The sequence below is a fragment of the Tropicimonas isoalkanivorans genome, assembly GCF_900112335.1.
GTDB lineage: Bacteria > Pseudomonadota > Alphaproteobacteria > Rhodobacterales > Rhodobacteraceae > Tropicimonas > Tropicimonas isoalkanivorans.
Map to the genome: position 1 here is coordinate 72152 of NZ_FOLG01000003.1, position 12779 is coordinate 84930.

The following is a 12779-nucleotide window of genomic DNA, read 5'->3' on the forward strand; positions in this document are numbered from 1 at the left end:
GCCCGGCATCAAGCCGGGTGCACCTTGCGCCGCTGGCCACCGTCAAAGACGGCGCGGGCTGCTTCGATGCAGTTTCGAGCGTGTTGTTCGGGGCCGAACTCCGCCATCCGGGCGGCGTGCGGCAGTTCGATGGAGAGCGGCAGGTTCGGGAACATGTAGTTGACCGACGAGAAATCGATCGCCCCCTCACCGGGATAAAGCCGGGCATCGCGTGCGATACGGATCATCTCGTCCTTAGTGAAGGCGAGGTCCTCCGCGTCGCAGATGTGCAGGAAGTTGATCCACTCCGCAGGCACCCGCTCCAGCGCCATTAGCGGAGCCTTGTTGAAGTGCATGTAAAGCGTGTCCACCAGCACGCCCTGGTTGCGCCGCCCGGTGCGTTCGAGGATGTCCAGCACTTCCTCCAACGTCGTAAGGCGCGAGAAGGCGGGGAATTCGAGGTTCACCGTCAGGCCGAATGGCTCCGCCAGATCACAGATCTCGGCGAATGTCTCGACGATGTAGTTGCGGTCATTCCGCACGTCCGTCCAGGCCGAGGAAATCACGTGCCGCGCGCCAAGTTCTGCTCCGGCCTCGAAAGCGGGCAGGAAATCGCGCGGCTGGATGCTCCGCAGGATGCGCATCAGTTCGATGTCGAAACACTTCACGCCAGTGTCGGCCAGCGCCTGCTTCGACTCGCGGATCACCTGCGGCGAGGTCGGATCGATGTCAGGCTCTCCGGCGACACCGAGATGGAACAGCCGGTAACTGACGTACTCGTAGCCGGCGCGGGCCGCGATGTAGGTCTGCTCCGGGGGCGTGACGCCCGGCACGGTCAGGTAGGCGAGGGAATATTTGTGACTCATACGGTTTCCTCCGTCTCGCGGCGGTCGTGCTCCCACGGCGGCGGTGGCACGTGGCTGATGCGCGCGGGAAGGGTCCGCCCGAGGAGACGTTCGGCCTCCGCAACGGGGGCGGTGAGCGCCTGCCAGTCGATTCCGGTCTCCAGCCCCATCTGCGCGCAGGCGAAGGCAGCGTCCTCGGTTGCGATATTGCCGGTTGCCTTCGGCACGAAGGGACAGCCGCCCAGCCCACCGAGCGCGGCGTCGAAAATGCGGACCCCGGCCTGCAACCCCGCGACCATGTTGGCGAGCCCCAGCCCGCGCGTGTCGTGCAGGTGCAGGGACAAGCGTACCCCCTCCCCGACCTCGGCCCTCAGCCGCGAGCAGAGGGCGTAGACCTGCCGCGGATTGGCGAGGCCAGCGGTGTCGGCGATGTTGATCTCGCCCACTCCAAGTTGAGCGAATTCGCGAGCAATTTCCGCCACGCGATCCGGGTCGATCCTGCCCTCAAAGCCGCAGCCAAGCGCGGACTGGATGCCGGCGCGCACGGCGATCCCTTCCCCGAGAGCCTTCTCAATCGCCGGAACGATGGCCGCGCGGGCCTCGTCAACACTGCGATTGGTGTTCTTGCGGGAATGCGTCTCCGACGCGGAGACGGAAATGGACAGGTGCCTCACCCCCACCGCCAAGGCCCGCTCCAGGCCAGCCTTGTTGAGCACGAGCGCCGAATAGACCACGCCCGCCTTGGGATCGATGCGGGAGAAAAGCTCGTCGGTGTCGGCCATCTGCGGCACCCACTTTGGATGCACGAAGGACCCCAACTGTATGCGACGCACGCCGGCCGATTCAAGGGCGGCCACGAACCCGAGCTTTTCGTCCAGGGAAAACAGGCGTTTCTCGTTCTGAAGTCCGTCCCGCAGGAACTCGTCCTCGATCAGTACGTCCCCTTCGAAGTCGTACATCGCCCTCCCCTTCTCGTGCTCCGGCCCAAATGGTCCGGTCCGAACAGTATACGCATTGAGAAGAATATCACGAATACCGGCTTTTGCAGTTCGGCAAACATGATGTTAACTTCCGTCAAGGAAAACCCCATGCTGACACTGAGACAAATCGAAGTGATCCGCGCGATCACGATGGCCGGAACGGTGAAGGGGGCCGCCGAGCTTCTCGGCGTCTCGGCGCCCGGAATCAGCCGGCTTATGAAACACACCGAAGCCCAGCTTGGCATTCGCCTGTTTTCGCGGACCCACGGCCGCTATGCCCCGACCGACGAGGCGCGGGACATCTTCGCGCAGGTCTCGGCGGTGTTTCAGTCGGTAGAAAACTTGCAGACGTCCATCGAGGCCCTGAAATCCGGCGGCGGGCGGGTGGCCGCCTTCGCAGCCGTTCCCTCCATCGCGCACCACGTCTTCCCGGCGGCCGTGACCCGCCTGCGGCGCCGCTTCCCCGATCTGCGGCTGAGCCTGAATACGATCAAGATCGAGGAGGCGATTGACTACCTTTTGCTGCGCAGGGGGGAAGTGGCTGCGCTCAGCTACAAGCTCGATCACCCGGGCCTGCTCATGCAACCGCTCTACAGCGGACGCCTGATGGCCATCTTTCCCGCAGGCCATCGGTTCGCGGAGAAGGAGATGGTGTCCCTGCAATCCCTTGTCTCGGAACGGCTCATCGGTGTCGGGCGCGACGACCCTTACGGGCGCATACTCCACGAGCCGTTCCGGCAGAATGGCCTCGACGTGGATTATGCGATCATGGCCCGCACCGGCGAGATGATCTCCGCACTCGTCGGGCAGGGAATGGGCGTGGCGGTCATGGACGAGCTGTCGCTTGCCGGTCCGGCCCGTCAGCCGGGGATAGAGGTGCGGCCGATTGCCGAGCCGACGGTCTTCCGCACCTATGCCGCGCTAAAGGCGGACGAGCCGCGCTCGATCTTCGCTGAAGCCATGATCGAAATGCTCCGGGCCGAGATGAACCTGGTCGCGGCGACGCGAAGCAGCGGATGACGTCTGGCGCGGCTCAAGGGGCGGAACCCGTCCCGATCAGACACCGTCCCTGGACACGTCGTCTAAATCAACGCTGCTACCCGTCGCGGCGGATAGCTTGACCGCCTCGATCACCTTCAACGCCGATAGTCCGTCCGCACCGCTGACGATGGGAGCCTCCTCCCCGCGGATCACCGCCCCGAAATGCGCGGCCTGAAGGACCAGCGGGTCCTCGAAGCTGAAGATCGGCTTGGTGAATCCTATGGGTCCCCACCACCCCCGGTCGTCCGTGTGGTGCCAGACGGCCAGGTTGGGCAAAGCCAGCGAGCCGCGCGTGCCGCCGATCCAGTAGCAGTTCTCGGCCGTGGCCGGATAATGGGCGTTCTCCCGTGCGGTCAACTCCCAACTCCAAGGGGCGGCGGCCGCATCCGAAACGTTGACCGTTCCCAACAGCCCGCTTGCGAAACGGAGCAGAACCACCGCCGTCTCTTCCACCTCGTTGCCGCGAACGGCGTTCGACTCCATTGCGTGAACGCGCGCAACGGGGCCGCAAAGCGCCTGCAAGAGGTCGATGTCGTGGATCAGATTGAGATAGACCGGCCCTGCCCCCTTCTTCCGCCGCCACTCGGCGTCGAAGTAGTCGTCGGGCTTCAGGAACCACGTCTGCGCCTGCACCGTGGAAAGCGCGCCCAGTTCGCCGCTCCTGACAATTTCCAGAGCTTTCCGGATGAGGGGATTGTGCCGCCGGTGGTGCCCGGTCAGCACCGCAACGCCTGCCTCGCCCGCTCTGGCGAGAAGACGCTCGCCCGCGGCCACGTCGTCCGTCAGTGGTTTTTCCACCAGCACGGGCAGGCCCGCGTCGATGCAGGTGCCGGCAACCTGTTCGTGGAGCTGGTTGGGAACGGCAACGATGACACCGTCCGCCCCTCCCTCCGAAAGCAGCTCGTCGAGCGAGGCATACCCTTTGGCCCCCAGAGCCTCCGCATGCGCCCGGACCTCTGGGTTGGGTTCCATGACTCCGGCCAACTCGACACCGTCGGCCTTTAGGATCGCCTCCACGTGGCGCAGCCCGATCAGACCGGTGCCTGCCACCGCCAAACGTGTGGGATGTGCCATGATCAGCCTCCCGCCGGCAAAAGCACGATTACCTCGATGCACACAAAACCCATGGTCTTCTCCCTCGTCTTTCGCAGTCACCAGTGACGCCCGTCACGTCGCCATCTGGCGACTCAAGCGGGCTCCGATCCTCTCGATGTGCCGCCGCAGGAGCGCCGGCGCCAGTTCCGCATCGCGCGCCACCGCCGCATTGGCGACGTCGGCAAGTTCCTCGTTTTCGGCAGGCGGCGGATGATCGTCCAGTATTCGGGCATAGCGCCGATGCAGGTCGCCAAGACGGGCGCAGGTTTCCTGCAGCATTGCCATCCCGCAACCGTCCACAAGTGCGGCTTGGAGCCGGTTGCGGGCCGTGGATGCGTCCGCAGGCTCAGCGCGCGTCAAACGGTGCAAGTCCGCCATCACGTTGCTTTCCCAGTTCAGATCCGCCCCGGCAATGGCATGGCTGAGGGCGAGTGCTGAAAGGTCCGCCCTGAGCCGCGTGACCTCCGCGAGATTCTCCTGCGAGATCGGCGCGATCCGGTAGCCGCGCTGATCCTCGAATACCACCAGCCAATCCGCCACCAGCCGCGAAATCGCCTCCCGCATGGGCGATAGCGAGACGCCGTACTCTTTACGCAGCGCGTCGAGATTGACCCGCGCACCCGGCTCGAGCGCCCCGTCGAGAATGGACTGCTTGAGCGCGAGGGAGACGTTGCTGGCGCGGGTCAGCTTGGGCCGCGATGGGGAAGGGTCTGCCGTCATGCGGAGCTTTCAGACATGGTCGATCGCAGGAAAGCTGGCATAGTAATCGATTTTCCTCAAGCGATCTGTCGCATTCCCTTGTGATACACGTTGCCTTGGGCCAACCTGCACCCGCAACTCAGTTTTGAAGCCCATGGAAGAAAAACGAATAAGGCGGCAGTCCCTCTACGATGTGATCCGAAGCGATATCGTCTTCGGCCGACTGAAGCCGGGAGAGAAACTTAAGGCCACGGACCTTCGTGCCCGGTACGACGCCTCCGTCTCCACGGTGCGGGAGGTGCTCAACCGATTGGCGTCCGAAGGTTTTGTTTTCGCGCGCGAGCAGTACGGATTTTCCGTCGCGCCAATGTCCGAAAGCGGCTTGCGGGAGTTGGCCGATCTGCGAATCCTGTTGGAAAATCATGCTCTCGAGCAGTCCATAATCACCGGCGGGACCGAATGGGAGGCCGGTGTCATCGCCGCTCATCATCGGTTGCAACGCATGGAACAACGCCGCGCCTCCGGCGACCAGAGCGTGGTGGAAATCTGGAAACGCTACGACTGGGAATTTCACCAGTCCCTCATCAGCGCCTGCGGCTCGGAAGAACTGATGGCCCTGCATGGCACCGTGTTCGACAAATACCTGCGGTACCAGATGCTCTATCTCAGCTACCGCGGGGAGGTGGCTGAGCGCGAGCACCGCGAACTATTGGAGGCCGCGTTGGTGAAAGATACGCAGAAGGCTCGGCAAATTCTAACACGTCATATCACCAGTGGCGTCGAGCACGCATTGTCGGCCATTCGCAAGTAAGACGTGCGGAGAACGACATCAAACCGATGATATGAAAAATAATCGATTAAAATTCGCCTAGTCGGCCATTGTAAAAAAGTGCACGCTCGGCGCAGTAATCTGTTGATATTTGGCGTCGCAATGGGAAGGATGTGTAACCACGTCCCCGAACGAGGGGGCGAAGCGTACAGGGAGGAGAGTCCATGACATTCAAATTTGCCCGCCGAGGATTCCTGGCAACCGTCGCGGCCGTCGCGGTCGTGGCCTCGACCGGAACCGGCGCTTTCGCCCAGGACAAGGTCAAGCTGCGCCTGTCGGCCGTTCAGTCGGAAAGCGACCAGAGATCCATTGCGATGCTGGAGAAGTTCGGCCCGATGGTGTCCGAATTCGCTGATTTCGAACCGCACTGGAACGGCACACTCTTTGGCCAGGGTGCCGAATTGGAAGCGATCGCATCGGGCGATCTGGAAATGTCCATCACTTCCGCTCAGGAGCTTGCGACGTTCTTCCCCGAGTTCTCGATCTTCACCGCAGGCTACGTCCACCAAGACGCCGCCCATCAGGTCGCGGTCTTCCATGATCCGTTGATGGATCCGTTCAAGAAGAAGGTCGAAGACGAACTTGGCGTGAAGCTGCTCTCGGTCATGTATCTGGGTCGCCGCCAGGTCAACCTGCGCCAGCCGAAGGCCGAGTTGACCGTCATGACCCCCGATGATCTGGCCGGCGTGAACCTGCGCATGCCCGGCACGGACGCGTGGCAGTTCCTCGGCAAGGCGCTTGGCGCCAACCCGACACCGATGGCCTTCACCGAGGTCTACACTGCGCTGTCCACCGGCTCCGTAGACGGACAGGACAACCCGTTGCCGACCGTGGTCGATGCGAAATTCTACGAAGTGACGAACCAAATCGTGCTGACGTCGCACCTCGTGGACCTGAACTACATCGCGCTTTCCTTGGAAGCCTGGAACAGCCTGACGCCGGAGCAACAGCAAACGGTCCAGGAAGCGGCCGATGCCGCAGCCGAGATGGCCCGCCAGAACCAGCTTCAGAAAGAAGAGGAACTCGTGAGCTTCCTCGAAGAGCAAGGTCTGGAGGTCTACGAACCCGACGTGGCCGCGTTCCGGGAACATGTGCAGAAAATGTACCTTGAGAGCGAATACGCCGAGACCTGGCCGGAAGGTGTTCTCGAGAAAATCAACGCGCTCGGCAACTGACGCCACGCGCCGCGGCACGGGAGGGACGGGTCATGGACTCCATCACCAAGTGGTTCTCCCGTGCGACCGAATTCGTGGCGGCCATGTTCATGGCCGCCATGTTCGCGACCTTCATCATTCAAATCGCCATCCGCTACACCGCCCGTCTGGACTGGGTGGCAGATGCAGTGCCCCTGCTCGATCCGAACCGCTACGGCTGGACGCTGGAGTTTTGCCTACTCATGTGGGTCTGGATCGTCTTCTGGGGCAATTCCTTCATCGTCCGGCAGCATGACCACGTGGTGTTCGACATCGTCTACACCGGCGTCTCGCCAAAGGTGCGGAAGTGGTTCGTCATCATTTCCGGCATCGCCGTCTGCGTGGGCCTCCTGGCGTCCGTCGAACCGACGTGGGGGAAATTCGCGATCCTCCGCCTGAAACGGACCGCGACGCTCGATCAGATCTTCGGCCCGGATCTCAGGATGCGGGGCGTCTATTCCATCTACATTGCCTTTCTTGTGATCGTAGCCGTCCGGTACGGCTGGCGTGCCTTCTGGGCATTCCGGCACGGCGGCGACCCGGAGAAGCACCTTCTTGAACAGGTGGCCGATGACGCCACCCACACCCAGGAGCCCGGCGCGCCGAAATGACGCTCGAATTCGCCTCCTGCCTGCTCACCCTGTTCTTCCTCGCCGGGATCGGGACGCCGGTCGCCTATTCCATTCTGCTGGCGTCCATCGTCTACCTCGCCGTGGCCGGTCAAAGCATCGGGGTCGCCGGCAAGATCCTGATGGACGGGCTGTACCAAAGCTTCATCCTGCTGGCGGTGCCGCTCTTCATCGTCGCGGCCAACATCATGAACGCCGGCACCATCAGCGACCGGCTCCTAAGGTTCTGCATAGGGCTGGTTGGCCGCTTCCGTGGCGGGATGGGACATGTCAATGTCGTGGCCTCACTGATCTTTTCCGGCATGTCCGGGTCTGCCGTCGCTGACGCGGCCGGCATCGGCAAGATCGTCATCGACATGATGGTCAAGTCCGGCCACTACACCCGGGGATACGCGGCGGCGATCACCGCGGCCTCGGCCACGATCGGCCCGATCATTCCGCCCTCGATCCCGATGGTGCTTTATGCACTGGTGTCAAACACTTCCATCGGCTTCCTGTTCCTCGGCGGCATCATCCCGGGGCTGTTCATGGGAGCTGTCCTGATGGCGATGAACTACTTCATCGCGACGCGGCGGAACTTCGGGATTGAAGACGCCGTTCCGCTGTCGGAACTGCCCCGGTTGACGTTCAACGCCTTCCCGGCGCTGTTGATGCCCGCCATCCTGCTTTACGGCATCTATGGCGGCGTCACCACGCCCACGGAAGCAGCGGCGGTGGCGGCGTTCTATGCCCTTCTCTTGGCCGCGCTCTTCTACCGCGCGCTGTCGCTGCGTGCTTTCTACCGCATACTGGTCGAAAGCGCCCGGTCTTCGGCGGCGGTCGGCCTCGTGATCGGCGGCGCGCTGATCCTGAATTACATCGTCGCCTCCGAGAACATTCCGAACATGATGGCGAATGCCCTGGTCGGGCTGGACGTCTCCCCCCTCGTCTTCCTCATCGGGGTCAACATCCTGATCCTGCTGCTGGGCTGCCTGCTAGACGCGACGACGATCATTCTTGTCATCATCCCGCTCTTTTTGCCGAGCTGTCAGACGCTCGGCATCGACCTCGTTCATTTCGGGGTCGTCGCCGTCGTCAATTGCATGATCGGGCTGATCACGCCCCCTTACGGCATCCTCCTGTTCGTCATCAACGCGGTCACACGCATTCCGTTGGGCGAAATCATCCGGGAGGTTCTGCCTTTCCTATTCGTTCTGATCCTCGCGCTGCTGGTGCTGATCCTTTTTCCGGACCTGGTGCTCTTTCTTCCGCGGCAGCTTGGCTATCAGGGCTGACCTACCGCGCAAGGAGCGACCATGACGAAGATCCGGCTGGGATTGATTGGGGACAACATCAAGGCCTCGCGGGCGCCGGCGCTGCACCGCTACTGCGGGGAGATGACCGGTCTCGACGTGAGCTACGACCTTTTTATCCCCAAAGACATGGGGCTCACCTTCAACGAGGTGTTCGAGCATGTTCGCGACGCCGGTCTGACCGGGGTGAACGTCACCCTGCCCTATAAGGAACGGGTCGTCGCTAAGGTCACGGTCGACGACCGGGACATCGCTCGCATTGGGTCTGTCAATACAGTCAAATTTCCCGCCGAGGGGCCGAAGGGCAACAACACCGATTTCACCGGGTTCATGAGCGCCTGGCGTCACACCTTCGGCACGGCGGAGCCCGGCTCGGTGGTGATGTTCGGCGCTGGCGGGGTCGGCAAAGCAATCGCATTCGCCCTGAAACGGCTCGGCGCGCGGGAGATCGTTTTCATTGAACCGGACACGACGAAGGCGCGGGCGTTGATCGACAATCTGAACACAGGCGCCGGCGAGAGCGTGGCGCGAGCCGGCACGCTTGCGGACCTTTCCGCCGCTGACGGGGTCGTCAATGCCACCCCCCTCGGCATGGTCGGCTACGGCGGAACACCGGTTCCAGAAGGGACCTTTCCGACGGCCCGCTGGGCATTCGACGCCGTCTACACGCCCGTCGACACCCCCTTCAAGGCGCAGGCTGAGGCCGCTGGGGCGGCGTTCCTCTCGGGGTACGAGCTCTATTATTTCCAGGGCGTGGATGCCTTCGAGATATTCACCGGCGTCCCCGTATCCGATCACGACGCCCTTCGACGCCGTCTTGCGGCCGATACCGCGCCCGCGTGATCCTGCAGGTGTAGTGTGCCCCCCACCGAATGCACGGCGAGAAAACGCTGAATAAAACAGGAAGCCTACGTGGCCCAGTTCAAGCTGTGGACGAAGGGGTGCACACCGACGCCCCTCCGGCCCCTTCGCAACGGATACGACGATCTCCTCGTCGTCAGGCGACGCTCACCGCCCTGGCAATGTAGTCCATACTCTCCTTCAGAGCAGCCTGCGGGTTCGGGAGTTCCTGCACCTCCCTGGCGAAGGGCTCGAAGGAGAAGGGTCCGGTGTATCCGCGATCAAGCAGCATCTTGATCTGCGGCACGTTTGCCAAGCGGTCCTGCACGTCCACGAGGACGCGGTGATCGTCCAGCATTTGGTCGACTGCGACATCAGGATCAGCGACGCCGGAGATGTGCACCAGTCCGGTCCAGTCCGGAAAGAGCTCCGTTTCGCCCGCAAGATGGTGGTGGAAGGTGTCATGCACCAGCTTGTAGACACCCTCACCGCCGGCGGCCTCGATCGCTTTTACCGCCTCCGCCTTTCTGCGCAGCGACGAGACAGGGAAGCCCAGCGGCTCCACAAGTCCGGTCAGTCCGCGCTCCTCCAAGATCGGCGCCATTTCCTTCAACGCCGTCACAAGGCTGTCCGTGCCAACCGGCGTGCCGTCGTTCAGCGGACACATGACCAACGCCTTCGCCCCGCAGGCCTTGGCATAGTCGGCCATCCCGACCGCCCGCTCCGGCAGATCGCCGGACCAGACGTTGAATGGATAGAGCGCGTTTATCGACAGGATCTCAACGCCGGCCACATCGGCGGCGGCCCTCAGGTCGTCCGGGGTGGCGGTGCTGATGACGTCGGGCATGTCGTTGCGGACCTCCACCTTATCGCAGCACAGCCGGCGAGCCAGCGCGAAGAAATCGTCGACGGAGAGTTCCGGCACCGCGATGTGGTTGATGGCGAATTTCATTGGGCCTCTCAAATATCGAGGGTCGGCCGGAGCCGCGGGGAACGATGGGGTCAGTCCCGCCCGCCATCCCGCTCCTCGCCTCCGGTCGGATCGAACGTGACGAACAGGCGGTAGGCGGCGTAGATCCCGGCGGACAGGAAGATAATCGCAAACCCAACGGAGCCGGAGGCGAGTTCGAACAGCCCCCAACCGATTGCGATGGCCGTCACGGCCAGGCGCACCCAAAGCGGGCGGAAGAAGGGGATATCGAAGTCGAACATCGCTTGGGATCCGATTTGTCGGCGTGGAATGCTCACGGTCGTCCGAATGCCGTGCGGAAGAACGCACCCACGAACAAGCGCATTCGGGAGGGGGCCGGCCAGGGTCGTTCTGGCCGCGCCCCGCAATCGTTTACTTATACTGGTCCATGTTCTCGGTCGTGACCGGCTCGAAAGGGATCCAGATGTTCGTCGGGACCTCTTCACCGTTCACCATGGAGAGCGCAGCCTTCATGGCTTCCCCACCCTGACCGGTGCCGTTCTGGAAGACGGTCACATCCAGATCGCCGGCTTCCATCGCGGCCAGCCCGTCCGGGGTGGCGTCAATGCCGGCAACCACCACGTCCTCCTTCGCGACGCCGGCAGAGTTCATGGCCTGGATCGCACCGATTGCCATCTCGTCGTTGTTCGAGATCACGGCGTCGAAGTCGAAGCCCATGGTCAGCCAGTTCGTCATGATATCCCGGCCCATTGTCCGCTCCCAACGGCCAGACTGCTTCTCGATGATCTCCATCCCCGTACAGGGCTCCTGAGAAATCACCTCTTCGACGGCTTCCGTGCGGAGGATCGTCGCCTCGTTTTCAAGCGGGCCCATGAGCAGGAGAACCTTGCCCTCGCCCCCGAGCGCTTCACAGACCGCCTCGGTCTCCAGCCGCGCGCCGTCTTTCTCGTCGGAGCCGACGAAGGTGGTACCGTCCGGAAGGTTCTCGTAGTCCAGCGGCGGATGGTTGACGTAGACGAGGGGAATCCCCGCCTCGACCGCAGCCTTCGTCATGGGAGGCGTCGCTGCGGCATCGACCGGGTTGACGATGATCGCATCGACACCGTTCGCGATGAAGTTCTCGACCTGGTTGAGCTGCCGCGAAACTTCGAGCTGGGCATCTTCGACGGCGAGGGTCACGTCAGGATGCGTGTCGGCCTCCTTGCGAATGCCGTTGAGCACGATGGTGAGCCACGGGTTGTCGAAGCTGGTCATCGTGACGCCAACCTTCACTTCGGCCGCGGCCATCCCTGCCGACAGGGCAAGTCCTCCGGCGAGGGATAGGGTAAGAATAGATTTTTTCACTTTTTCCTCCAATAGTTTAGTGGCGGGGCAACGTGCCCCGCCCTTCACGACATTCAGTTTTTCGGGGTGCGCCGTTTCTGGCGATACGTGTCGGCGACAACGGCGGCGACGATGATCGCGCCCTTCATCATCTCCTGGTAGTACGCGTCCAGCCGGAGGAACGTGAAACCGGAGATGATCACGCCGAAGATGACCATGCCGATGGCCGTCCCGAGGATTGAACCACGCCCACCCTGCAGCGACGTGCCGCCGATGACGGTCATCGCGATGGCGTCGAGTTCGTACATCAGCCCCATGCCAGCCTGGGCCGTCTGGCCACGGGCAGCGACGACGATGGCGGCCAGGGCCGAAAGCGTCCCGGCCACGACGTAGATCCGCACCAGTTGCTTCTCCACGTTAATGCCGGATACGCGGGCGGCCTGTTGGTTCGCACCGATCGCGTAGGTGAATTTGCCGTACCGGGTATATTTCATCGCCACGTAAAAGATCGCCGCGACGATGAGGAAAATGATGACCGGCATCATGCCCGAGCCGAAGAAGGCGAAGCTCTTCGTCGGGAAGGAGATCGGCTGCCCCTTCGTGTACCATTTGGCAAAGCCGCGGGCCGCCACCATCATGCCGAGCGTGGCGATGAATGGCGGGATCTTGGTGTAGGCGATCAGCCAGCCGTTGATGAAGCCAGCGATGGCCCCGACGACGAGGCCGATTGCAACCGGCACGATCACCGGCATGTCTGTCAGGGCCGGATAGACGGCGCGGGCGTAGTCGCTCGACTGCGCAAAACTCATCGACACCATGGCCACGGCGCCGACGATGGAGCCGGAACTCAGGTCGATGCCGCCAGAGATGATGACCTGCGTCACCCCCACAGCGATGATCCCGATCACCGACACCTGCAGGATCATGATCTTGAGCCGGGCCACGTTTCCGAGGAATGACTGCCCCTGGAAGATCCAGCCCAGTATTTCAAAAACCAGCGCAATGCCGAACAGCACCAGCAAGATGTTGACTTCCGTCGGCAACCGCAGGGAGCTTCCCCTCCTCGCTGGTGCGACGTTTACGTCCTTCGTTGCCATGACGGC

Annotated in this window: 14 protein-coding genes; 6 read left to right on the top strand and 8 right to left on the bottom strand. The window is 62.7% G+C overall.

What is annotated here, in order from left to right; genetic code table 11:
• Positions 1–8: 8 nt before the first annotated feature.
• Positions 9–845, bottom strand: coding sequence for a sugar phosphate isomerase/epimerase family protein (locus tag BM075_RS07545; RefSeq protein ID WP_093360064.1), 837 nt, complete (start codon positions 843–845; stop codon positions 9–11).
• Positions 842–1783, bottom strand: a complete 942-nt coding sequence (locus tag BM075_RS07550) for a hydroxymethylglutaryl-CoA lyase (protein WP_093360065.1) — start codon at positions 1781–1783, stop codon at positions 842–844. The genes BM075_RS07545 and BM075_RS07550 overlap by 4 nt, the downstream gene beginning before the upstream one ends.
• 129 nt (positions 1784–1912) lie before the next feature.
• On the opposite strand from BM075_RS07550, the gene BM075_RS07555 reads away from it, so the two are divergent.
• Positions 1913–2824 carry a LysR family transcriptional regulator gene (locus tag BM075_RS07555; protein WP_177208275.1) on the top strand — a complete coding sequence of 304 codons (912 nt, stop codon included), beginning with the start codon at positions 1913–1915 and terminating at the stop codon, positions 2822–2824.
• 36 nt (positions 2825–2860) lie between these two features.
• On the opposite strand, the gene BM075_RS07560 is transcribed toward BM075_RS07555, so the two are convergent.
• Both BM075_RS07560 and BM075_RS07565 read right to left on the bottom strand, forming a co-directional pair.
• Positions 2861–3919, bottom strand: a complete 1059-nt coding sequence (locus BM075_RS07560) for a Gfo/Idh/MocA family protein (RefSeq protein WP_093360067.1) — start codon at positions 3917–3919, stop codon at positions 2861–2863.
• A 93-nt stretch (positions 3920–4012) separates the two neighbouring features.
• The gene (locus tag BM075_RS07565; RefSeq protein ID WP_093360068.1) at positions 4013–4660 is read right to left on the bottom strand and encodes a GntR family transcriptional regulator; all 648 of its coding nucleotides are present in this window, start codon (positions 4658–4660) and stop codon (positions 4013–4015) included.
• A 133-nt stretch (positions 4661–4793) separates the two neighbouring features.
• Here BM075_RS07565 and BM075_RS07570 point away from each other — a divergent pair, with 133 nt between their 5' ends.
• The 5 genes from BM075_RS07570 (at position 4794) to BM075_RS07590 (ending at position 9425) form a co-directional block, all read left to right on the top strand.
• Positions 4794–5450, top strand: a complete 657-nt coding sequence (locus BM075_RS07570) for a GntR family transcriptional regulator (protein WP_093360069.1) — start codon at positions 4794–4796, stop codon at positions 5448–5450.
• Between the two features lie 182 nt (positions 5451–5632).
• Complete coding sequence (gene dctP / locus BM075_RS07575) at positions 5633–6643, top strand: TRAP transporter substrate-binding protein DctP (RefSeq protein ID WP_093360070.1); 1011 nt, start codon at positions 5633–5635, stop codon at positions 6641–6643.
• A 32-nt stretch (positions 6644–6675) separates the two neighbouring features.
• Positions 6676–7272, top strand: a complete 597-nt coding sequence (locus BM075_RS07580) for a TRAP transporter small permease (protein WP_093360071.1) — start codon at positions 6676–6678, stop codon at positions 7270–7272.
• Positions 7269–8564 carry a TRAP transporter large permease gene (locus BM075_RS07585; RefSeq protein ID WP_093360072.1) on the top strand — a complete coding sequence of 432 codons (1296 nt, stop codon included), beginning with the start codon at positions 7269–7271 and terminating at the stop codon, positions 8562–8564. Before BM075_RS07580 ends, BM075_RS07585 begins: the two co-directional genes overlap by 4 nt.
• A gap of 21 nt (positions 8565–8585) precedes the next feature.
• Positions 8586–9425, top strand: a complete 840-nt coding sequence (locus BM075_RS07590; protein WP_093360073.1) for a shikimate dehydrogenase family protein — start codon at positions 8586–8588, stop codon at positions 9423–9425.
• Positions 9426–9579: 154 nt separating this feature from the next.
• Here BM075_RS07590 and BM075_RS07595 read toward each other — a convergent pair whose 3' ends face one another.
• The 4 genes from BM075_RS07595 to BM075_RS07610 form a co-directional block, all read right to left on the bottom strand.
• Positions 9580–10374 (bottom strand): TIM barrel protein, encoded by a 795-nt coding sequence (locus tag BM075_RS07595; RefSeq protein WP_093360074.1) that lies wholly within the window; start codon positions 10372–10374, stop codon positions 9580–9582.
• Between the two features lie 50 nt (positions 10375–10424).
• Positions 10425–10634 (bottom strand): hypothetical protein, encoded by a 210-nt coding sequence (locus BM075_RS07600; RefSeq protein WP_093360075.1) that lies wholly within the window; start codon positions 10632–10634, stop codon positions 10425–10427.
• A gap of 130 nt (positions 10635–10764) precedes the next feature.
• Positions 10765–11697, bottom strand: a complete 933-nt coding sequence (locus BM075_RS07605; RefSeq protein ID WP_245758775.1) for a sugar ABC transporter substrate-binding protein — start codon at positions 11695–11697, stop codon at positions 10765–10767.
• A gap of 53 nt (positions 11698–11750) precedes the next feature.
• Complete coding sequence (locus BM075_RS07610) at positions 11751–12773, bottom strand: ABC transporter permease (protein WP_093360077.1); 1023 nt, start codon at positions 12771–12773, stop codon at positions 11751–11753.
• Positions 12774–12779 lie beyond the last annotated feature (6 nt).

Bases quoted from the DNA above. Each gene is read 5' to 3' on its own strand.
- BM075_RS07550 (WP_093360065.1), bottom strand. From the start codon at position 1,783: ATGTACGACTTCGAAGGGGACGTACTGATCGAGGACGAGTTCCTGCGG.
- BM075_RS07585 (WP_093360072.1), top strand. From the start codon at position 7,269: ATGACGCTCGAATTCGCCTCCTGCCTGCTCACCCTGTTCTTCCTCGCC.
- dctP (WP_093360070.1), top strand. From the start codon at position 5,633: ATGACATTCAAATTTGCCCGCCGAGGATTCCTGGCAACCGTCGCGGCC.
- BM075_RS07545 (WP_093360064.1), bottom strand. From the start codon at position 845: ATGAGTCACAAATATTCCCTCGCCTACCTGACCGTGCCGGGCGTCACG.
- BM075_RS07565 (WP_093360068.1), bottom strand. From the start codon at position 4,660: ATGACGGCAGACCCTTCCCCATCGCGGCCCAAGCTGACCCGCGCCAGC.
- BM075_RS07555 (WP_177208275.1), top strand. From the start codon at position 1,913: ATGCTGACACTGAGACAAATCGAAGTGATCCGCGCGATCACGATGGCC.
- BM075_RS07560 (WP_093360067.1), bottom strand. From the start codon at position 3,919: ATGGCACATCCCACACGTTTGGCGGTGGCAGGCACCGGTCTGATCGGG.
- BM075_RS07600 (WP_093360075.1), bottom strand. From the start codon at position 10,634: ATGTTCGACTTCGATATCCCCTTCTTCCGCCCGCTTTGGGTGCGCCTG.
- BM075_RS07580 (WP_093360071.1), top strand. From the start codon at position 6,676: ATGGACTCCATCACCAAGTGGTTCTCCCGTGCGACCGAATTCGTGGCG.
- BM075_RS07570 (WP_093360069.1), top strand. From the start codon at position 4,794: ATGGAAGAAAAACGAATAAGGCGGCAGTCCCTCTACGATGTGATCCGA.
- BM075_RS07610 (WP_093360077.1), bottom strand. From the start codon at position 12,773: ATGGCAACGAAGGACGTAAACGTCGCACCAGCGAGGAGGGGAAGCTCC.
- BM075_RS07590 (WP_093360073.1), top strand. From the start codon at position 8,586: ATGACGAAGATCCGGCTGGGATTGATTGGGGACAACATCAAGGCCTCG.
- BM075_RS07595 (WP_093360074.1), bottom strand. From the start codon at position 10,374: ATGAAATTCGCCATCAACCACATCGCGGTGCCGGAACTCTCCGTCGAC.